This is a genomic window from Chitinophagales bacterium (genome assembly GCA_040877935.1).
In the GTDB taxonomy this organism is placed as follows: domain Bacteria; phylum Bacteroidota; class Bacteroidia; order Chitinophagales; family CAIOSU01; genus JBBDNB01.
The window spans coordinates 47,350-68,238 of record JBBDNB010000027.1 but is presented as its reverse complement, the minus strand read 5'-3'; the positions used below and the strand labels follow the sequence as shown (position 1 = coordinate 68,238).

The window sequence follows — 20,889 nt, the reverse complement described above, 5'->3', positions numbered from 1 at the left end:
TTTGCAGCCCTGAAAGATACTGTGTTAAAAACCAAAATAAAACCAAAAAAATCACTTTTTTTGTATCAACAGAAATAGGAAGTTTTAAACAGCTATCCTGCGGGCAAGGGAAACCTTGCCCTTTTCTTTCCACTCGTGGTTCTCGTTGTACTTTCTCCCGCTTTTCCACAGGGAATATATCACGACCAACAGCTTTCTCATTACCGCTACCACCCCCTGTTTACTTGTAGCCTGCCTTTGTTCCAGCATCTCGTAAAACGCCCTCATATTTTTGTTGTGCTGTGTTGCGCATAATGCGGGCATATAGAGAGCCTCCCTGATAAACGTGTTCCCTTTCTTCGATATCCTTGTTTTTCCTTGCCGGCTTCCAGACTGGTTTTCGATTACATCAAGACCTGCGTAACTGACCAGTTTTTTAATGCTGCCTACTTTTCTAAACCCATCGGTCTCGGCCAATAGCTTTAGAACGGTTAGTGCCTGGACTCCTTTTATCTCCGTTATCCTTTCCACCTTTTCCCATAGTCCCTTATCTTCTTTTGATAGGGCCAGGATTGCAGCCTCACACTCTTTTATGCTTTTTTTGTGCTCGTTGACCAAATGCTCCATTGCCCCTAAACCCTCCTTGTTTGAATTATGGCTACTGTTGAGGGCATGTAATTGGGATTGGAGAGCGCCCTTGCTTTTCTTAAGCTGGCTTACCGTCCTGCATAAATCCCTGATATGTTTGAAGTTCTCGCTGAGGGGTTCCCATAATTGAAACTTACAGCAAAGGCCGTATTCGGCAATCGCCTTCGCATCGGTTGTATCCGTCTTGGTCTTGACGTTCAAGCTCTTTATAAAGTATTTCACTTTCTGGGGCAATAAAACGCATACCTGCTCACCTTGGTTATGCAAATAATAACATAGGTTCTCGTGATAAACGCCTGTTGCCTCGAGGATATGCGTAAGCCCGACCTCTTTATGGTTGCGCTTTAAGCACCAATCAAGATATTTACGGAATCCCTGGGCATTGTTTTCAAATGACCTTGTACCCTTGGTTATCCTCTGTTGATCCTCAAGCTCCGCTTTAAAGCAAACATCAAATGTCTCGGAAGATACATCGATCCCGACAACGTGTTTTACGATTTTCATAAGTTCTCTTGTTTTTATGGGACTTTCCTTAACCAACCTCGTGATGCTGGATATACCACAATGCGGTATTCCTATGATACTGTTCAGTTTAGAAAGGAAACCATATAGGTGAATAATCTTTCAAGACGATATATTGGCAACCAATTATCAAGGGCGATCCTTACCACCTATATGGCCCCATGTGATGAAAATTTTACTAATTTACTTTGATGTTTGCTAACATACGAGGGCGAAATATCCATAAGGATGTGTGTTAGCGCATCATCATGCAAAATCCTAAGTCTCAATTTCTAATCTCTAAACAAATTCAAAAACCGAAACTCAAATGTTTAAAACATTGATAAATTAACGTCTATAATGGATAAAGGAAAACCGTTCAATCTTTGTGGCAAAGAAATGCGCATTGCATTACCCTGATTTGGGTTGATTGCTTCTTCAAAGTAAAAAAAACCAAGTACCCCGGCTGATCCAGCAGGAAACGGAGCACCAATTTCCCATTCCAATGACGATAGACTTCCCAAGTCTTTGAGACTTTGGAAGTCTTACTAAAACAACATCCAAAACCCTATCAGGCTAGAGTCGTTTCTCCCTCGCAATGTCCTTGATTTTGGGTTTTGATAAAACCACAATAAATACTTTGACACCAGAGCCGAAAGAAAAATTACTTTTCAAAAATTATATGCTTTCCTGCCTTGTCTAATTTTAATTTGTACAGATCTTCAGTTTCTATGCAGGCAAGTATCTTTTTGTACAGATATGTTTTTGATTCATCAGTAATATTTGAAGATCCCATAGAACCAGTTTTAGGATGTACAAACATCAAGTAAAGAGATTCATTTTTGATAAGCAATAGAAAGTAAAACCTAAAAACCTGAGTTCGGAAATTCTTTAGTGCTCAGAATGCCAGAAAATAATGAGATTCGACTGGAAATATTGATGAAATAGCGGGCTATTTTGAAATATTTCTGGGAAGAAGATTGCTGTTTTCTGGCATTTGAAATCCATAAAACGCAATTTGCTGCGTTGCATTTTCTTGGTTTATCCCGATAGACCTTCGCAAATGCGCCTTGCCCATTACGTTTTAATGAATTTCTGAGCTTTTAAATAATTATCGAACGCAGGTTAAAACCTCCACTACCTCCTATCCGCTTTTTAATGTAAGGGGTATCTGTGCTATTATTCAACCTTGTTCCATTGGCAAGTTGATGAACTGTTTTGCCGAAAAAATAACCAATGGTTTGTTTTTCAATATCTCTATAAGTACGCTTGGACTTTAATTTTTCAAAAACCTCCTTAAAATCTTCCAGGCAAAATATTTCCATTATTTAATAAGGGATAGTTTCTTAGTTGTATCAGTGAAATCAGGCATCTTAGGCAGGAAGAAGAAAACTGATTCTATGTCTTCGTATGATTCTTTCAATTCATCAATGGCGTTCTTAAACGCCTTAATTTCTTCTTTTGCAATACCATTTTTCCGTAATTTCCCCATCAATACATATTGGCGAATCAAAGAAGACCTTAAATCTTTTGCAGATGATATCAAATCATTCAAAAGCATAAGAGATTCTTCATCAACATTATCAAACCAGGTTATTTTCTCGATTTTATCACAGATTAAATTCAGCCTATCTGTTTTATCTTTTAGAATACTTTTAAAGTCAAGAATGGCGTCAAGGAAAGCATTCATTCTTTCTTCATCCAACAGTTGGGATTTCTTTTCTTCATATGAAAAATTCCTAACAGTAGAGAATGTATTTTCAATCTCAGATTTATATGCAATATTTTCCATCTTGTCAGTTTCTTTAAGTGAACTTGAGGGTTCTTATAGCAAATATATAAAACCATTGTTAACAAAAACACATGGTTCAAACATCCTTAAACATTTAAGGGTTCAACACGAATTTATGTATTGGAACATTGTCATGTCTGCCCGACTAAAGCCATATCCGCCTGTATGCATTTGGACAGACCTGCTTGTGCATATTCCAAAAACAAGCATTTATCAATTTCCCATTCCAATGACGATAGACTTTCCAATTCCGATGGCAATCGGAATGAGACTTTGGAAGTCTTAGCTTTGCAAAACCACTTCCAGCCAAAACCCACCCGTCAGAGCGGAGTGCCCGCCTGCCGAAAAAGGCTGAAAGAAAGCATAGGCTTTTGTACTAAATCCAGCTAGATGCTGCCGGCCTCAGCATGACGATTTTGATTTTAAGTTTTGGGTAAGACCGGACAGGTCAAAAATATTCACTGATCAAACTACTTGTAATAACTTTCCAGCATATCCCGATAAGCCAGTTCAATTCCCTTATCCAGGGTAGTGCTGCTCTTCCAGCCCAATTGATCCATCCGGGATGTGTCCAAAAGTTTTCTTGGAGTGCCGTCAGGTTTTTCTGTATTGAAAACCAGTTTCCCTTCAAAACCTACAATTGCTTTGATTTTCAGCGCAAGTTCTTTTATTGACAATTCTATACCACTGCCAATATTTACAAAATCCTTTTTATCGTAATTTTCCATCAAAAACAAACAAGCATCGGCAAGGTCATCCACATAAAGAAATTCCCTTAGTGGCTTGCCTGAACCCCAGATTTCAACCGTAGCCTTGTTTTGGATTTTTGCTTCGTGGAATTTACGGAGTAATGCCGGCAATACATGGGAATTATTCAAATCATATTTGTCATTTTGGCCATATAGATTGGTGGGCATAACTGAGAAAAAATTACACCCATATTGACGGTTATAATATTCACACATTTTAATCCCCGCTATTTTAGCCAGGGCATAAGCTTCATTTGTGGGTTCAAGATAATCGCTCAACAAATATATTTCTTTTAAGGGCTGGGGAGCCATTTTAGGATAAATACAAGAAGATCCGAGGAACAACAACTTCTTGACTTTGTTTAAATACGAATGATGGATGACATGATTTTGTATCATGATATTATCATATAAAAACTCAGAAGGATATGTGCTGTTAGCCTGAATGCCTCCTACTTTTCCCGCTGCCAAAAATACATATTCAGGTTTTTCTGAGTTAAAAAAATCACTTGTGGCTTTTTGATCTCTCAAGTCAAGTTCATTTGAACTATACAATATCAGATTATCAAAACCTTCATTTTCAAGTCGTCTGCATATTGCAGAGCCCACCAATCCATTGTGACCTGCTATATATATTTTATCTTTCTTTTCCATGTTCTATATAAGTTAGCTATTAATTTGCTTTATTGCTGTATATTTTAACTATATCTCTTAAGATTATTTTACTGAGCAACGATTTATTTGTATTCTACACAATGACAGACAGAATTGATCTTAAAAAATCACAATTATCCCATAGATTTTAATTTTAAACAAATTTAAAATATTTTCCGTGCAGTTTGGTCGAGCAACAATATGCTAATATAAAATGGCTAAATAGTACAAATGTCAAAAATCACCCTGTTTTTCAGTGACTTACAGAAGTGTGATGTATTTTTTTAAAGAAAAGCTTGGTTTGCTAATTTATTAAAAATATCTTTGCAGACCATTTCGGTAAAAATAAAAAATACATTGTGGATACTTTAAGCTACAAAACTGTTTCAGCCAATGACAAGCTCGTAAAAAGAGCCTGGTATATTATTGATGCTGAAGATCAGGTACTGGGAAGAATGTCGAGTAAAATCGCGCATGTTCTCCGCGGAAAAAACAAAGCCTATTTCACCCCTCATCACGATTGCGGTGATTATGTGGTTGTAATCAATGCCGAAAAGGTAAAACTGACCGGCAAGAAACTTACAGATAAAAAATATGTGCACTATACCGGCTATCCGGGAGGTCAGCGCTTTGCCAATCCCAGGCTGATGCTTGAGAAAAAGCCAGAATTCCTGGTAGAAAATGCAGTGCGTGGAATGTTACCGAAAAATGCACTGGGCAGGCAAATGTTTAAAAAATTATTTGTGTACGCAGGAACAGAACATCCTCATACAGCACAGAAACCCGAAACTTTAAAATTATAATTATGGCAAGAGTGAATGCTGTAGGAAGAAGAAAAGCTTCTATTGCGCGTGTCTATCTCGAAAAAGGTAAAGGCAAGATCAGTGTGAATGGCACTGACTATAAAGAATATTTCCCGGTAGTACACCTGAGAAATCATTTGGATGATCCTTTTAAAGCTATTGACGCAGCAGATGCCTACGATGTAGTTATCAAAGTGAATGGCGGAGGGAAAAAAGGACAGGCAGAGGCCATTAAACTCGGTATCGCAAGAGCACTGATAAAATTGGACGAAGAACTGCGCCCGACTTTGAAAAAAGCCGGTTACCTGTTCAGAGACCCAAGAGTTGTAGAGCGTAAAAAGCCGGGATTGAGAAAAGCCCGTAAGAGAGACCAATTCAGTAAACGTTAATTTGAATTTAATAATAGCATGGAGCAATTAGAATATAAAAAAATGCTTGAAGCAGGGGTTCATTTCGGACACCTCAAAAAGAAGTGGAATCCAAAAATGTCTCCTTATATCTTTATGGAGAAAAAAGGCATCCACCTTATAGACCTCTACAAAACACAGGATAAGCTGGAAACGGCTGCGAATGCAGTAAAATCTATTGCGCGCACCGGAAAGAAAGTCCTCTTTGTAGCGACTAAAAAACAAGCCAAAGACTTTGTGAAAGAATGTGCCACAAGTGTCAATATGCCCTTTGTTACCGAAAGATGGCTGGGTGGTATGCTGACCAACTTCGCTACCATTCGCAAGTCTATCAGAAAGATGCAAACCATTGAGAAAATGCTCAGTGATGGCACTTTTGAAAACATAACGAAAAAGGAAAAGCTGGTGCTTTCCCGCGAAAAAGAAAAACTTGAACGCGTTATTGGTGGTATCGCAGGACTTTCACGCATACCCGCTGCAATTTTCATAGTGGATATCAGTCATGAGCACATTGCACTGGCAGAAGCCAACAAACTGAATATGACAAGTATTGCTATGGTGGACACCAATTCCAACCCCAATACCGTTGACTTTCCTATTCCAGCAAATGACGATGCTTCCAAGTCTATTCACCTGATTGTAGAATACGTTACAGAGGCAATTAAAGAAGGTTTGATGGAGCGTCAAAAAGACAAGGCAGAAGTGGAAGCTGCAAAGGCTGCTAAAGAAGAGGAAGAAGATGACGATGTATTGACACAGGAAGAAGAAAAGAAGAAAAAGAAATTAGAAAAACAGGCCCAGGAAGAAGATGAGAAGGGAGAAGACACAACTGTGAAAAAAGCCAAGAAAAAAATTGTTACAAAAAAACCTAAAAAAGATTAGATAAATGGGAATTAGTGCCGCTCAGGTAAATGAGCTAAGAAAGATGACAGGTGCAGGCCTTATGGACTGCAAAAAAGCATTGACAGAAGCAGAAGGAAATATTGATAATGCTGTTGATCTGCTTAGAAAAAAAGGACAGAAAGTTTCCGCTTTACGAGCGGGAAGAGCAGCTACCGAAGGTGTTATTGTAGCTCTTGTAAATGACAATAAAGATTTTGGTGTTGCGATTCACCTCAGTAGTGAAACGGATTTTGTTGCCAAAAATGACGATTTTGTTGCCCTGGCTGATAAAGCTGCTAAACTGGCCCTGGAAAAACGTCCTGAAAATCTCGAAGCATTATTAAACCTCGAACTGGACGGTTTGAAGCTCAGTGAAAAAGTGATTGAGCTGGTGGGCAAAATCAATGAAAAAATAGAACTTTCCAATTATGTTACACTTAGTGCAGATGCAGTTGTGCCATATATACATGCAGGCAATAAAATCGGTGTGCTTGTAGGACTCAACAAATCGGGTGAAAAAGCTGCTGCTGTTGGAAGGGATATTGCCATGCAAATTGCAGCAATGAATCCCATTGCTTTGGATCAGGATGGAGTAGAACAATCCGTGATTGATCGGGAAATGGACTTAGGCAAAGAGAAAGCGCTAGCTGAGGGAAAACCTGAAAATATTGTAGAAAAAATTGCTGAAGGAACTGTTAAGAAATTCCTGAAAGAAAATACCCTGCTGAATCAGCAATTTGTTAAAGACTCCTCTAAGACAGTTGCACAAGTGCTGAAAGAAACCGAAGATGGTCTCAAGATTGTATCTTTCAGGCGATTGGCACTTGGGTAGTCGAGAGTAGTTCAAACTAAAGAGTAATACCAATTTTAATTACTTAATGCCGAAGTACCTGCTCCTATTAAAGCCATTTTCCAAAGGTTCACCAGGGAGGACATTCGGGCATAATCGACTTTTCGGGCAGTCAAGACCTTGTTGTTCATGGGTATATTTAAACACAATCGGTATAACATACTTTTGAAAATAATTGCGACCAATTCCCGAAAGCCGGAAAGACATAGCATCAATAAAATTTTTACCTTTGACTGCCTAAAAACAAACGTACATGAAAGGGATAATACTGGCAGGAGGTTCCGGTACAAGGCTTTACCCTATTACATATGCCATCAGCAAGCAGATCATGCCTATTTACGACAAGCCGATGATTTATTATCCGCTGTCGGTGCTGATGATGTCGGGAATCAACGAAATTCTCATCATATCCACACCTGAGGATTTGCCCAATTTCAAACGATTGCTCGGTGATGGCAGCCATGTTGGTTGCCGTTTTTCCTATGCAGAGCAGCCCGAACCCAAAGGGCTGGCACAGGCATTTACAATTGGAGAGGAATTTATCGGAAATGACAATGTAGCATTGATTTTGGGCGATAATATCTTCTATGGCTCCGGCCTGCAGGACTTACTTACGGCAAATACCAATCCCGAAGGAGGCATTATTTATGCATACCATGTTTCGGATCCCGAGCGCTATGGCGTGGTGGAGTTTGATGAAAACAAAAGGGCCATTTCAATTGAGGAAAAACCCCAAAACCCGAAATCGAGCTATGCAGTACCGGGCTTGTATTTTTACGACAATGATGTGGTAGAAATTGCCAAAAACATTAAACCCAGTGCGCGAGGGGAATATGAAATTACCGATGTCAATAAAGAATACCTGAAAAGAAACAAACTCAGGGTTTCAATACTTTCGCGCGGAACCGCCTGGTTAGATACAGGGACTTTTCAATCGCTGATGCAGGCCAGTCAATTTGTACAGGTAATAGAAGAAAGGCAGGGACTGAAAATCGGTTGCATAGAGGAGATCGCCTACAAAAAAGGTTTTATTGACAAATCCCAACTGGAAAAATTGGCACAGCCCCTGCTTAAAAGTGGCTATGGAGAATATTTGCTTAAATTAATGAAGAAATAGGCATTCAATCGGCAATTGATTCTTATCATTGCTAAAAATTTTATTGATGAGAAAAATACTTGTAACAGGAGGCGCGGGCTTTATCGCCAGTTCGTTGGCTGAAAAACTGATCAGCGATCCTGAAAATTTCGTTGTAATAGTAGACAATTTGCTCACCGGAAAAAAGAAAAGGCTTCCTAAAACAAAAAACCAGGACAACTGGAAATTTATCAAATGCGATGTCAATATTCTGGAAGATATTTCCCCACTCATGGTCTCCTACAGTTTTGATTATGTGTTTCATTATGCTGCTGTTGTAGGTGTTCAGCGTACTTTGGAAAATCCTGTAATGGTATTAAATGACATCGAAGGGATTAAAAACATTTTAAACCTTTCGAAAAACACTGGTGTGAAACGGGTGTTTTATGCCAGTTCATCTGAGGTGTATGGCGAACCCACTACTTTGCCGCAAAACGAATATACTACTCCGCTCAACTCGCGCCTGCCCTATGCAGTAGTAAAAAATATCGGGGAAGCATTTTGTCGCTCCTACAAAAAAGAATACAACCTGGATTATACCATTTTCAGATTTTTCAATACCTATGGACCTAAACAAAGTATAGACTTTGTAATGTCCAGATTTATAAGAATGGCATTGAAAAATGAGGATATTACCATTTATGGAGATGGCACACAAACACGAACTTTCTGTTATATAGACGACAATATTCAGGCGACCACCAATACCCTCTATAATAGCAAATGTGTAAACGATATAGTGAACATCGGTTCAGATATTGAGATTTCTGTAAAAGAGCTGGCTGAAAAAATTATTGAATTCACCAATTCCAAGTCTAAAATCGTTCATTTGCCACCATTGCAAGAAGGTGATATGAAAAGAAGAGTACCGGATATCAGCAAAATGAAAGAATTGATGGGACAAGAATTGATTTCTCTTGAAGAAGGAGTGAAAATGGTCGTTGAAAAAAGTTTCTTTGTAAAGTAAACAGCTTTTATGGCTAAAAAAATTCTTGTAAGTGGGGCTTGTGGCTACATCGGCTCACATACTTTGGTCGATCTTATCGAAAAGGGTTTTGAAGTCATTTCAGTTGACAATTTATCCAGGGGAAATATCAAAACCCTTGAAGGAATAAAAAAAATCACCGGAACAGAAGTTGACAATTACCTCGTTGATCTCTGTGATATTGATGCCACCCGGCAAATTTTCAAAGAAAATACAGACATTGAGGGAATCATCCACTTTGCGGCCTATAAAACGGTTCCAGAATCGGTAAAATATCCGCTCAAATACTTTAAAAACAACCTCAATTCCCTGCTCAATTTGCTGGAATGTGCCCAGGAATTTCAGGTAGAAAATTTTGTTTTTTCTTCTTCCTGTTCGGTTTATGGCAATGTGACCAAATTACCCGTGGATGAATCAAACCCACTGGGAGAAGCAGAATGCGCCTATGCCCGTACCAAACAAATGGGCGAGCAAATATTAGCGGATTTTGGAAAAGCCAACCCCAACATCAAACAGATTGCGTTGCGCTATTTCAATCCTGTAGGCGCGCATGAGTCTGCCTTGTTGGGCGAATATGCAGAACAACCTGAGAATCTTGTTCCTGTAATTACCCAGACCGCCATTGGCCGCAGAAAAAGCATGCAGGTACACGGAACGGATTACAATACCCGCGATGGCAGCTGCATCCGGGATTATATTCATGTGATGGACATTGCCGATGCGCATACCAAGGCGTTGGAATATTTGCAAACAGGAAAAAATAAAGCGCAATTTGAAATTTTCAATCTTGGGACAGGAAATGGTGTAAGTGTACTGGAAGCCATTAAAGCATTTGAAAAGTTAAGCGGCCAAAAGCTCAACTATACAACAGGCCCACGAAGAGCCGGTGATGTAGAAGCGATTTATGCCGACAATAAAAAAGCAGCTGAATTGCTGAACTGGAAAGCTAAGAGAGGTATAGAAGAAATGATGGACAGTGCCTGGCGCTGGGAGCAGAATCTAAAAAAGCAATAATCAATCGCTTTTCTTTATCGGTCCCGGAACAAACGCATTGGTCCTTTTGGCATATGCCTCAAATTCAGGATTGCCTTCGTATTTCTTTTCGAGCATGGCCACTCCCGATACTTTCAGCAATAAATAAGTAATCACCAGGGGACTGATTATGGAAATCAAAACCATTCCCGAAGGATAAGCAATAAGAAAAATACCCCACCATAAAAGGGCCTCGCCAAAATAATTGGGATGCCGGGTGTATTTCCACAGCCCTTCCTGCATGATTTTCCCTTTGTTTTCAGGTTTTGCCTTGAAGCTGGATTTTTGATAATCTCCCACCGCTTCAAAATAAAAACCGATAAGCCAGAACAGCAGTCCAATAATTTCCGATACACCAAAACCGGGATAAGCCCTGTAGTTCACAATGATTATCGGTAGCGCGATAATATACATAAACAGACCCTGCAACATAAATACCTGGAAAAACGCCCGGATTGAAGCGTATTTACCCCATTCCTCTCGCCACTTTTTGTAGCGGAAATCCTCTCCTTTTCCTTTGTTGCGATTAAAAATATAAATGAACAAGCGCAAGGCCCAGATTATAGTTGCTACTCCTATCAGCAACTGGGTAATTTCAATGTATTCTGCCTGAAAAAGCGTTACAAAATAAACCAGCACAAAACCAGGTCCCCAGGCAATATCCGCAATGCTGTTGTCCTCCAGGAATTGCGCGATCAAAAACAAGATCAGCATATAAACAAAAATGGCAAGTGCGGCTGCAAGAAAGGGGTTCATAAATTTATTTAAAATAACGTCAATAATGGACAAGGGAAAACAGTTCAATCTTTGCGAAGTGGGCATTCAAAATAAACAAACGCTGGAACAAAGCTTGTGCTTAGGGAGACCGGGAAGCTCCGAAGCATTGAGGAGATCACCCGGTCGAACTTAGCACAGGCAAAGTGGAGGCGTTTTGTTTTTTTGCCGCCCTTGAATTTTTCTTTCTTTTTTTTCAAGAAAAAAGAAAAATAGAAGACAAAGTTTTGATTTTCAATAATTTAAAATTTTACATTGACAAGAAATATTTTCATTATAAAAGTTTAATCTGTGTTTTGAATTTAAAATTGCTTGAACCATTATTCATGTTTAGATAAAAACATTCCAAAAAGAATTTGTTTACTGCCTGACCTTATGGAATTATCAAAACAATACTGCCTTCGGGCACCAAATCATAAAGTTCGATTACTTCATTGTTCTTCATTCTTATACAACCATGCGAGGCCGGCTTTCCGATCAGCCCTTCCTCAGCAGTGCCGTGAATATAAATGTATCGGTCGAAGGAGCTGATGCCCTTTCCACTGTTTTTTCCGGGTTCCAAACCTTCCAGCCAAAGAATCCGGGTGGTCACATGGTCTTCTTCTTTGTCGGTATCATCGGTATAGATTTTGGCAATTTCCCCGGTGAATTTTCTTCCCCTAAAAATAGCCCCCAATGGCGCATCATCACCAAATTTGTATTTTACCTTATGATAACCCAAAGGCGTTTTGTTGCTGCCCCCCTCACTGCCAATGCCGTATTTGCTGGCAGACACAGCATAGCATTTTCTTTGTTTATTGTCTTGTATAAGATAAAGCTCCTGCGATGAAATTTTAACAATCAGAAGTGGGGCTTCCACTGAATAATTATATTGCTCAATGGCCTGATCCCGATATGCCTCCCACCAATTTGCTTTGTCCTGTACTTTCATTATTGTAAAATTTAGAAAGAAAATAGCAAAACACAGAAATAGGAAAATAACTTTAGTTCTTAAAAATTTCATTTTTATCGTTTAATTTCAGAATTATGACCGATTTAGGCATAAATTATTCAAAAATTTTAGCTTAATTTGGGCTTTGTTTCAAATAGCTCTTAATATTTTTTATAAATGAAGAAAATCATAGCAATCATACGCTCTTCAAAATTCGAGGAAGTTCGCGAAGCACTTTCAGGCATAGGCATCAATTTTTTTACTTTTTTGGAAGTTAAGGGTTTTGGCCGTCAAAAAGGAGAAGAAGTTTCCTACCGGGGTGCCGTTTATGATGTCGGTTATATTGCCCGCATACAGTTGGAGCTGATTGTTCCCGAAGACCAGGAGGATGCCGTTGTGAATTGCATTCGGGCTGCTGCACAAACAGGAGAAGTGGGCGATGGTAAAATTTTTGTCTCCAATATTGACCGCGTTGTCAGCATCCGCACCGGGGACGAAGGAATTAAAGGACTTTAATAATTTAATAGACAATGGAAGTGATCAGTTTCACAGTGGATAACCTATGGTTGATGATGGCCACCATTTTGGTTTTTGTAATGCATTTGGGCTTTGCTGCCCTTGAAGCGGGACTCACCCGGGCAAAAAACACGGTAAACATCATGTTTAAAAACACGATGATCCTCAGTATCGGGATTTTGTCCTATGCCTTTATTGGTTTCAATTTGATGTATCCCGGAGCCGGCTTTGAAGGAGCTGTTTTTGGATTTGCAGGAATTGGTCTGGAATTGCCCTCGGGCGGTTTGACCCCGGCCTATAGCGGATCATACACCTATTGGACCGATTTTCTGTTTCAGGCCATGTTTGCCGCAACTGCCGCCACGATAGTTTCGGGAGCTGTTGCAGAAAGAATAAAAATGCTGCCTTTTTTGTTTTTTGCTGCCATTTATGTGGCCATTTGCTATCCGGTGGTGGGCATGTGGAAATGGGGCGGTGGATTTCTCGATACCCTGGCAGTGCCCTTTTACGATTTTGCCGGCTCTTCCATTGTGCACTCCTTTGGAGGCTGGGGCGCATTGGTAGCGGCCTGGCTGCTGGGGCCCAGGGCAGGAAAATACCTCAACGGAAAAATCAAGCCCATTCCCGGGCACTCTATTCCCTTTGCCGTTATCGGTGTGTTTTTGTTGTGGTTTGGCTGGTTTGGTTTCAATGGCGGTTCGGTGCTTTCTGCCGATGCCGCAACGGTGTCGCTGGTATTTGTCACTACCAGTATTTCTGCATCAGCCGGGGCTATCGGAGCCTTTCTGGCTTCTTATGTCTTATTTAAAAAACCGGATTTGACGATGGTGCTCAATGGCATTTTGGGCGGATTGGTAGGCATTACTGCCGGAGCAGATTTAATGAGTCTGAACGAAGCGGGCATCATTGGCCTGATCGGTGGATTTTTGGTGGTGTTTGCCGTGGTGTTTTTCGACCGCATAAAGATAGACGATCCCGTAGGTGCCATTTCCGTGCATTTGATTTGTGGCATTTGGGGAACGCTTGCTGTGGGGATTTTTGGAAACCTTGCAAGCGGTGCTCAGCTATTCAGCCAGTTGAAAGGAATAGTGGCCATTGGGCTTTTTTCATTTGCCTGCGCTTTTATCATTTTGTTCTTGCTCAAAAAGACAGTGGGCATACGTGTAAGCGAATCGGAAGAAGAACGGGGCCTGGACATTTCCGAACACGGCATGAACGCCTATCCGGATTATATGATGAAGTAGGGTTTATATTCCGTGAATGGGTACAAAAAAATGAACAACTGAAGGAATTAACGTTAATTTCTTTAGTATAAGCTCCCGCTGGCCCAAGCCAAATGACAGAAGTTGAGGAAAATCACAGGATATTTCTGATGATCATCACAATCCATTACAGGACTAAAAATTTAATGTTATTGATCAAGCATTTATTCACTTTCCTCTCATACCCTTCACAAAATCCATTTTTACATTTTTAATTTAAAGTAAATTTTGTATATTCAAATGTGAACATAAGCTGATTCATTATGAAGAATAAAAAATTACTCTCAAATATTACTGGCTCATCAATAATAAAAAGCAGAAAGCTATTTTCAATTTTAAGATTTTATTCTTTCGGTTTTAAAATACATATACTCATTATAGCCCACTTATTTGTCCTGTCTTATTCTCACGCCCAAAACGTAGGTATAGGAAGTACGCCCCACCCCAGTGCCAAACTTGAAATTAATGCAAACGATGCAGGTGTCCTTATTCCGAAAGTTAATTTAACCGGAGCAAATGATGCGGTAACAATACCCTCGCCCGCTATGGGCCTAATGTTGTGGAACACAGCTTCAAACTGGGGGACAGCCGGATTTTATTTCAATGCAGGAACAACGGCCTCGCCCAACTGGATTAGGCTCGCCACAGAAAACGACAAAGACCACGATTGGTATGAACAAGGAACCACCACTGCTCCCGGCAATATCAACGATAATATTTATACCCAGGGGAATGTTGGGATTGGCACCAATAGCACAACTGACAGACTTGATGTAAACGGCACAACTCGCTTGAGAGACGATGTGCTGATGGAAGGTGGTGCTGATGCCCTTACATTTTCAAGCTGGGCAAGCATGGGATACACCGATGGTAACGGGCGTTTTAATATATATGAGAATGCCACTAATGCAGGAACTGAATATTTGCAATCTGAGCAGGCCAATAGAATAACCATGCACACTGATGGTATAAAATTTTATACCGCTCCCTCAGGTACAGCAGGCGATCCAATCGCGTGGGATGAACGCCTTAGAATTGCCAATAACGGATATGTGGGTATTGGTATCACCGGTCCTTCCTCTCAATTACATACCTCGGGTGGAGTTAGGTTTGAAACCCTGGCGGGCGGTGGTGATCGATATGTAAAGACCGACAACAACGGTCTGCTTTCTGCTTCAGCAACTGTGCCCTGGGTCGATATTTCTGGAGCTCCTACCATAAAAGGAAACAAATGGGACGGTACTGATAATACCAGTGGTGATATTGGAAGAAGCGGCAATGTTGGCATAGGGACGACTGCCCCTGCAGATCAACTTCATGTAAATGGTTTTATCCGGCTTCCGGGCAGCGAAGGCAATGATTACCAAATAAGGGCCGGACAAAATGTTGCTACGGGCGTGGTGGTTCGAGCCATCAGCAACCCATCGAATGAAAACCCCATTTTTGCCGTAGAATCCTCGGGGGGTGCTACGCGTTTTGGTGTAACACAAGGAACCGGTGCATGGGCAAGAGACGGGTTTTGGTCCGGCACCTATGACAATGGGGGACTTTCCCAGGATGTGGGCATGGTCCACACTGGACAAAGCATGCGCCTACTTGCAGGTGCTTCCGAAAGAGTTAGGATAATGGACAATGGCAACGTGGGAATAAACACTACAAATCCCCAGGGAAGATTGCATGTAGTGGGCGATTTTTATAACCAGGAATCCGCTTATGGTGAGTCAACATTCCTTACAGGAGGTTTATGGCTGATGCGTACCGTTGATATTCAGACCCACGGTACAGGCATTAATAATAGTGTTGTTTTGATACATTGTGAGATTGATTATTATAAAACAAGCTCTTCCACCTATGTGGTATTCGGATTGTACAGAAACGGCTCCCAAATATCTGAGATTTCTGAATATTCGCAAGTAAATGTAGATAAAACCATACACCTGCAATGGGTAGATGAGCCACCGGCAGGAAACAATAAGTACGAGATTTATGTGTATTATCCATCAGGAGGGATGACCTACTACGGACATGGATTAAATGTTACTGAAATCAAACGATAACCAAAAATATTTTTATCATGAAAACGATAGTTAATTTTTTAATGATAGGGTTGTTGAGCATAGGTTTTGTAAATGCTCAAACTACGGATAATTGCCAGGATGAATTGCTCAGAGCCTCTTTCGCAGCAAAGGATTTAGTGCCTGTTTTTCAAACGCCATACGGAAAGGCCTGTGGCAAGATTTTGTTGGATGCACATATCAACTTGTTGCCCTACCCGGATTTACCCACCGAAAATATACCGAAAGAAGACAAAGCAAATTACCTGTCTTTGTATGAAAAGCTTTCGGCATTGAGAAAAAACCCGCCTTCATGGGATGAAATTGTGCGAAATGAAGAACAGAAAGTTGCGGCAGAATTTATGCCTCCCACAGCACCCGTTTTTGTTGGTGATGCGGAAGTTGATCCTGAAACAGCAGAAAAATACAAACACATGAACAGGCACTACTCCAAAGTTGCCGGAAAATCCGTGGAACAAACAATTTCTGAATAGACGTTTATTTGGGCACGCACTATATATCGTCTATGCTGCAAATGGATGTCAACCTTCCAGTTTTATACCCCAAAAGTGAGCTCAAAACTCACATTTCAGACATGAAAACTCATCCCCCTACTTTTTAACCACCTTAAAAGTATAATTTTCTTCAGCCGCAATATTGACAAAATATAGCCCGGGAGAAAGGCCGCTTAAATCAAGGCTAGTGAGCGATACATGCAGTTTGCCGCTCAAAACGGTTTTTCCCGTAAGTTCAAAAACACGAAAAGGGCTTTCGCTATATTCATCCGGGGCTTGGATATGAATTTGATCTTTGGCAGGGTTGGGATACAAGATAAATTCAGGATCATCAATGGTTCTGACCGAAACAGTGTCCTCATCCGGTGGCGGGGCATTGCCGCAGGTAGTGGAAAACAATGCACCACTGTTGTTCCTGATCCGCGCGGGAATATCAGAGGAATTGATGGCATTGGGAGGGCCTATTTTTCCCCATTGATCACTGCTTACAAAATCAGGACGGGAAGTATAGGCGTAGGAAATATCGGCCAGGCTGTCCGTACCAGGCGGGTCAATGCTTCCTTTGTTGTTGTTGCCATAAATAAAATGATCAGTTCCCTGTAAGTTATAATTCACCAGGCTGTAGGGTGTGTTTTCATTGGTGACTTCATTGCCCAAAAAATTTTGTCGTGGAGAAGTGTTGTCGCTGAAGAAAATGCCGTATTTATTGGCACGGTTGCGCAGGAATGTATTGTAAGGCCCATTGGCGCCATGCGAATTGTCGATCACTATATTCTGGCAGATGTTTTGCTCAAATAGATTGGCATAGACATAGTTGCCATGTAAAACCAATTCCCCTGCATAATCACCCCCAACCGGAGGGTTGCCGATTTCCCAATAAGGATCAAAAGAATAGTTGAATGCAGCTACATTGCCATTGGCTCCTGCCTGTAAGAGAATAGAATGTCTGAGGTGTTCAAAGATATTGTCTTCCGCCAGGCATTCATTGCTTGTAAAATGCCAGACCAACCCATAGGCCCTGCCGCCCCCGCCATACTCAAAACCGTGGTGAAAATAGGATTTGCTCAATGTCAGGTTGGAGGAATAATTGCTTTCCATATGGCTGAATGTGCAGTTCTCTGATTCTATGCCATTGACCCAACAATTTTCAGCATAACTGAAAATAATATTGGAACTCTGCTGTGGGGCTGTGTTGTCCAGCCTTAGGATTTTCAGGCATTCAATTCCCACATTACGCACCATGTTGAGCTTTTTTACACGTGGATTTCGCAGGATATCGTAATCCATTCTCAGGGGTGAAGCCAATGTAAGTGTATTGTTCTGGACAGACTCAATTTTAACAACCTGTCCTACCGTTCCTTCCGCCCAGCTTGAAGTCACCCAATCGCTGTCGTTTTGTGAAATATGGATCCAGTCGCCTGCGGTAAATGCGCTGGCATCCGTTAGTGTAATCTCCTGATCTCCTTTGGCAGCAGCCGCAGAAAAGTCACTGATGATATTGGTGGCAGAACCCTGAATGCGAATGGAATGGCCATTTCCGCCCTGGTCAAAGATCAATTGTGTGGTATCCGGTCCGGCACCTTTTATGATCTTGTTTGACTGGAGCTGAATGGATTGATTGAAGAGAAAATTGCCCTCCGGAAACTGAAAGATCACCCCGGGACTGTAGCTGAGGTTGAGCAGGCTATCCATCACAGAGTCATTTGGTGTGATGCTGTCGCCAATCAGTCCGGCATTTTCAAGTGCTATAATTTCAAACCCCGCAGTTGAAGTATCATTCAACCCGGCCAGCGTCCAGTCCACAGAGCGGTTGGATGGGAGGGTTTGGGCGAAGCCATGCATAAATAATCCCAGAAGAGTCGTGATTGTAAAAATCGATCTTAGATGCTTCATAGGATTTACTATTTACAAAGAACAGTGTGCTCATGCTTAAACACACGCAATTTTCTCCACCCTTCGTTGATGACGGCCACCTTCAAATTCAGTAGCCAAAAAGGTTTCTACAATCTGTAATGCCTCGGGCAAGGTCACAAAGCGTGCAGGCACACAAATGACATTGGCATCATTGTGTTGTCGGGATAATTTGGAAATTTCCTTTTCCCAGGCTATCGCAGCACGAATATTTTGATGTTTGTTGGCTGTCATGGCCACTCCGTTGGCACTGCCACAAATGAGAATGCCCATTTTATAATCTCCGGTATCGAGCGCATTGCAAACAGGGTGTACAAAATCGGGGTAATCCACCGAATCTTTATTGAAGGTTCCGAAATTTTTAATCGAATAGCCTTTGGCTTCCAATGCTTCTATAATGGCTTCCTTGTAATCATAACCAGCATGATCTGCGCCTATTCCTATTTTAATTTTTTCCATGATCTATGAGTTTAGTTCTTCTTCAATTTTTGCCGCTACCGAGGCAGAAATAAATATACTGATTTCATACAAGAAATACACCGGCACAAAAACCAATAGCATGGTGCCTACATCAGCGGGAGTGATTACCGCAGAAACAGCCAAAATTGCCACAACAGCATGTCTTCTGTATTCCCGCATCATTCCGGGAGTAAGCAAACCTATCTTTGAAAGGAAATAGACCAGCATAGGCAATTCAAAGATCAATCCTGATGCCAGCACAAACATGGTGAGAAAACTCACGTAATTTGTCAGCGTAAAATCATTGCTCACCAATTCACTTACTTGATAATTGGAAAAAAAGTTAATCGCAAATGGTGTAAGGATAAAGTAACCAAAGCTTACGCCTAAAAAGAAAAGCAAAGAACTAAAAAACACAATTCCCCTTGTATATCGAATTTCCTTTTGGTACAGTCCCGGGCGGATAAATTTCCACAACTCCCACAGGGTATAGGGAAAGCCCATTACAAAGCCAAACACAAAAGAAACCTTCAGGTGCACCAAAAACTGTCCGGCCATTTCAATATTGATAAAACGCAAATTCAGTTTTTCGATACACAGCATATTTCCCAGGGAAAGTGCTTCAGATAAAGCACACAATCCTCGGTAAGTTGGAAAATCCAGTTTGGTAGGGCCAAAAATCAAAGTATCGAATACAAAACCTTTGAAAAGAAATGTAGCAATGGTAAAAATCAAAATGGACAATACAGCCCTGACTACATGCCAGCGCAAAGATTCCAAATGATCGATAAAACTCATTTCGGTGTCTTCTATGCTGCCGTCTTCACGAACATTGACCTTGTCAACATCTATTTGATCGAGTGCCATCTTTTAGAAATCGCTTTCAAGAATCTCAAATATTTCTCCCAGGTTGGGAGATAATATAATTTCAGTCCTGCGGTTTTTGGCACGGCCATCTTTAGTTGAATTATCTGCTACGGGCACATGTTCTCCGCGACCCGAAGCCACTACCATTTCAGGATCGATATTGCCTTTATCAAGCAGAATGCGCACAATAGATGTGGCGCGCAATACACTCAAATCCCAGTTGTCTTTAAAGGAAGCATTGGTACCTACGGGAACATTATCGGTATGCCCCTCTATCAGGATATTGATTTCTGTCTGTTTGTCCAATACCCGTGCAAGTTTACTCAAAGCATCTACACCTTTGGCATCTACAGCAGTACTGCCCGATTGGAACAGGAGTTTTTCGGCAAGGGAAACATAAATTTTTCCATCTCTGATCTCTACGCTCAACTCGTCTTTATCAAAATTGAGCAATGCCTGTTCAATCCTGTTTTTCAGTCCGCTGATTTTTTCTTCCCTTTCTTTTAGCAAGCGCTGCAATTCTTCTATGGTAGCCTCTTTTTGTTTAATAGCGGCTTGCAGGACATCCATTTCCTGCTGCTGTTTTTTTAAGGATTTTTCTTTTTCAGTGAGCGTAGCATTCTTTGAAGCGACTTCCCTTTTTTGCTTTTCCAACTCGGAAAGCAGGCGTTGTTTTTGCGCAGAAGATGCAGAAAGCAGTTTTTTATTCTGATCTACTAAATCTTCATAGAGCTTATTCAATTCTTTGTTTTTGCTTTGCTCAGCTCTTAATTTCTGTCCGAGTTTAGTAGTATCATTTTTTAGCGTAGCATTTTGCTTTCCAAAAAAATCAGCTTTGGCTTCTAGCCCGGCATTGGCTTCAACAGCTCCTTCCAATTTGTTTTCCAGCGCTTCGTTTTCCAATTCTAATTGTTTTATTTCTCCGCTTTGCTCTGTAAATTTTTTCTTGGAGACACAAGAGGACAAAAAGAAAAGCGATAAGATCAGGATATATTTGGTTTTCATAAGATTGGCTTTAGAATGCAAAGTTATACAATTTCTTTGGCCTGATATCCAATATTATCTTGCCTTTTAAACCGGACTATACATGCTTCTGCACTATAAAATATGCGAATTATATAAATCTTTGTAACTTCCCGAACCCATTTAGTAGCACCTTGCTATTTTATTGGAAAATTATTGT

General features: G+C 40.8%; 23 protein-coding genes. 12 read left to right on the top strand and 11 right to left on the bottom strand.

The window, feature by feature from the left end; genetic code table 11:
• Positions 1-84: 84 nt before the first annotated feature.
• The 4 genes from WD048_07155 to WD048_07140 all read right to left on the bottom strand — a co-directional run bounded on the left by WD048_07155 (position 85) and on the right by WD048_07140 (position 2,920).
• The gene (locus tag WD048_07155; GenBank protein MEX0811978.1) at positions 85-1,131 is read right to left on the bottom strand and encodes an IS110 family transposase; all 1,047 of its coding nucleotides are present in this window, start codon (positions 1,129-1,131) and stop codon (positions 85-87) included.
• Positions 1,132-1,460: 329 nt separating this feature from the next.
• Positions 1,461-1,634 carry a hypothetical protein gene (locus WD048_07150; GenBank protein MEX0811977.1) on the bottom strand — a complete coding sequence of 58 codons (174 nt, stop codon included), beginning with the start codon at positions 1,632-1,634 and terminating at the stop codon, positions 1,461-1,463.
• Positions 1,635-2,231: 597 nt separating this feature from the next.
• Positions 2,232-2,453 (bottom strand): hypothetical protein, encoded by a 222-nt coding sequence (locus WD048_07145; GenBank protein MEX0811976.1) that lies wholly within the window; start codon positions 2,451-2,453, stop codon positions 2,232-2,234.
• Entirely contained in the window at positions 2,453-2,920 is a 468-nt protein-coding gene (locus tag WD048_07140; protein MEX0811975.1) for a hypothetical protein, read from the bottom strand. Before WD048_07140 ends, WD048_07145 begins: the two co-directional genes overlap by 1 nt.
• Before the next feature lie 165 nt (positions 2,921-3,085).
• Here WD048_07140 and WD048_07135 point away from each other — a divergent pair, with 165 nt between their 5' ends.
• On the top strand, positions 3,086-3,310 hold the full coding sequence (locus tag WD048_07135) for a hypothetical protein (GenBank protein ID MEX0811974.1): 225 nt from the start codon (positions 3,086-3,088) through the stop codon (positions 3,308-3,310).
• Between the two features lie 80 nt (positions 3,311-3,390).
• Here the strand turns inward: WD048_07135 and WD048_07130 are convergent, their stop codons facing one another.
• Positions 3,391-4,323 (bottom strand): GDP-L-fucose synthase, encoded by a 933-nt coding sequence (locus tag WD048_07130; protein MEX0811973.1) that lies wholly within the window; start codon positions 4,321-4,323, stop codon positions 3,391-3,393.
• 359 nt (positions 4,324-4,682) lie between these two features.
• On the opposite strand from WD048_07130, the gene rplM reads away from it, so the two are divergent.
• From rplM to galE, 7 genes are all read left to right on the top strand, one after another.
• Positions 4,683-5,126, top strand: coding sequence for a 50S ribosomal protein L13 (gene rplM / locus WD048_07125; GenBank protein MEX0811972.1), 444 nt, complete (start codon positions 4,683-4,685; stop codon positions 5,124-5,126).
• A 2-nt stretch (positions 5,127-5,128) separates the two neighbouring features.
• On the top strand, positions 5,129-5,515 hold the full coding sequence (rpsI, locus tag WD048_07120) for a 30S ribosomal protein S9 (GenBank protein ID MEX0811971.1): 387 nt from the start codon (positions 5,129-5,131) through the stop codon (positions 5,513-5,515).
• Between the two features lie 18 nt (positions 5,516-5,533).
• Positions 5,534-6,415: a 30S ribosomal protein S2 gene (rpsB, locus tag WD048_07115; protein MEX0811970.1), complete on the top strand. Its 882-nt coding sequence runs from the start codon at positions 5,534-5,536 to the stop codon at positions 6,413-6,415.
• Between the two features lie 4 nt (positions 6,416-6,419).
• Complete coding sequence (tsf, locus tag WD048_07110; GenBank protein ID MEX0811969.1) at positions 6,420-7,247, top strand: translation elongation factor Ts; 828 nt, start codon at positions 6,420-6,422, stop codon at positions 7,245-7,247.
• Between the two features lie 271 nt (positions 7,248-7,518).
• Positions 7,519-8,382, top strand: a complete 864-nt coding sequence (gene rfbA / locus WD048_07105) for a glucose-1-phosphate thymidylyltransferase RfbA (protein ID MEX0811968.1) — start codon at positions 7,519-7,521, stop codon at positions 8,380-8,382.
• A gap of 46 nt (positions 8,383-8,428) precedes the next feature.
• A complete protein-coding gene (locus WD048_07100; protein MEX0811967.1) occupies positions 8,429-9,367 on the top strand; it encodes an NAD-dependent epimerase/dehydratase family protein in 939 nt (312 codons plus the stop codon).
• Between the two features lie 9 nt (positions 9,368-9,376).
• Positions 9,377-10,399 carry a UDP-glucose 4-epimerase GalE gene (gene galE / locus WD048_07095; GenBank protein ID MEX0811966.1) on the top strand — a complete coding sequence of 341 codons (1,023 nt, stop codon included), beginning with the start codon at positions 9,377-9,379 and terminating at the stop codon, positions 10,397-10,399.
• On the opposite strand, the gene WD048_07090 is transcribed toward galE, so the two are convergent.
• Entirely contained in the window at positions 10,400-11,173 is a 774-nt protein-coding gene (locus WD048_07090) for a DUF1295 domain-containing protein (GenBank protein MEX0811965.1), read from the bottom strand.
• Between the two features lie 391 nt (positions 11,174-11,564).
• Positions 11,565-12,122 carry a L,D-transpeptidase gene (locus tag WD048_07085; GenBank protein ID MEX0811964.1) on the bottom strand — a complete coding sequence of 186 codons (558 nt, stop codon included), beginning with the start codon at positions 12,120-12,122 and terminating at the stop codon, positions 11,565-11,567.
• Positions 12,123-12,299: 177 nt separating this feature from the next.
• On the opposite strand from WD048_07085, the gene WD048_07080 reads away from it, so the two are divergent.
• The 4 genes from WD048_07080 to WD048_07065 all read left to right on the top strand — a co-directional run bounded on the left by WD048_07080 (position 12,300) and on the right by WD048_07065 (position 16,448).
• Positions 12,300-12,638, top strand: coding sequence for a P-II family nitrogen regulator (locus WD048_07080; protein MEX0811963.1), 339 nt, complete (start codon positions 12,300-12,302; stop codon positions 12,636-12,638).
• 14 nt (positions 12,639-12,652) lie between these two features.
• Positions 12,653-13,882 carry an ammonium transporter gene (gene amt, locus WD048_07075; protein MEX0811962.1) on the top strand — a complete coding sequence of 410 codons (1,230 nt, stop codon included), beginning with the start codon at positions 12,653-12,655 and terminating at the stop codon, positions 13,880-13,882.
• A 281-nt stretch (positions 13,883-14,163) separates the two neighbouring features.
• Positions 14,164-15,957 carry a hypothetical protein gene (locus tag WD048_07070; protein MEX0811961.1) on the top strand — a complete coding sequence of 598 codons (1,794 nt, stop codon included), beginning with the start codon at positions 14,164-14,166 and terminating at the stop codon, positions 15,955-15,957.
• A 17-nt stretch (positions 15,958-15,974) separates the two neighbouring features.
• Positions 15,975-16,448, top strand: coding sequence for a hypothetical protein (locus tag WD048_07065; GenBank protein ID MEX0811960.1), 474 nt, complete (start codon positions 15,975-15,977; stop codon positions 16,446-16,448).
• Positions 16,449-16,565: 117 nt separating this feature from the next.
• Here the strand turns inward: WD048_07065 and WD048_07060 are convergent, their stop codons facing one another.
• The 4 genes from WD048_07060 to WD048_07045 are packed head-to-tail and all read right to left on the bottom strand — an operon-like array spanning position 16,566 to position 20,711.
• Positions 16,566-18,362 carry a T9SS type A sorting domain-containing protein gene (locus tag WD048_07060; protein ID MEX0811959.1) on the bottom strand — a complete coding sequence of 599 codons (1,797 nt, stop codon included), beginning with the start codon at positions 18,360-18,362 and terminating at the stop codon, positions 16,566-16,568.
• 36 nt (positions 18,363-18,398) lie between these two features.
• Positions 18,399-18,839 carry a ribose 5-phosphate isomerase B gene (gene rpiB / locus WD048_07055; GenBank protein ID MEX0811958.1) on the bottom strand — a complete coding sequence of 147 codons (441 nt, stop codon included), beginning with the start codon at positions 18,837-18,839 and terminating at the stop codon, positions 18,399-18,401.
• 3 nt (positions 18,840-18,842) lie between these two features.
• Positions 18,843-19,706, bottom strand: a complete 864-nt coding sequence (tatC, locus tag WD048_07050; protein MEX0811957.1) for a twin-arginine translocase subunit TatC — start codon at positions 19,704-19,706, stop codon at positions 18,843-18,845.
• A 3-nt stretch (positions 19,707-19,709) separates the two neighbouring features.
• Positions 19,710-20,711 (bottom strand): OmpA family protein, encoded by a 1,002-nt coding sequence (locus WD048_07045; protein MEX0811956.1) that lies wholly within the window; start codon positions 20,709-20,711, stop codon positions 19,710-19,712.
• Positions 20,712-20,889: the final 178 nt, after the last annotated feature.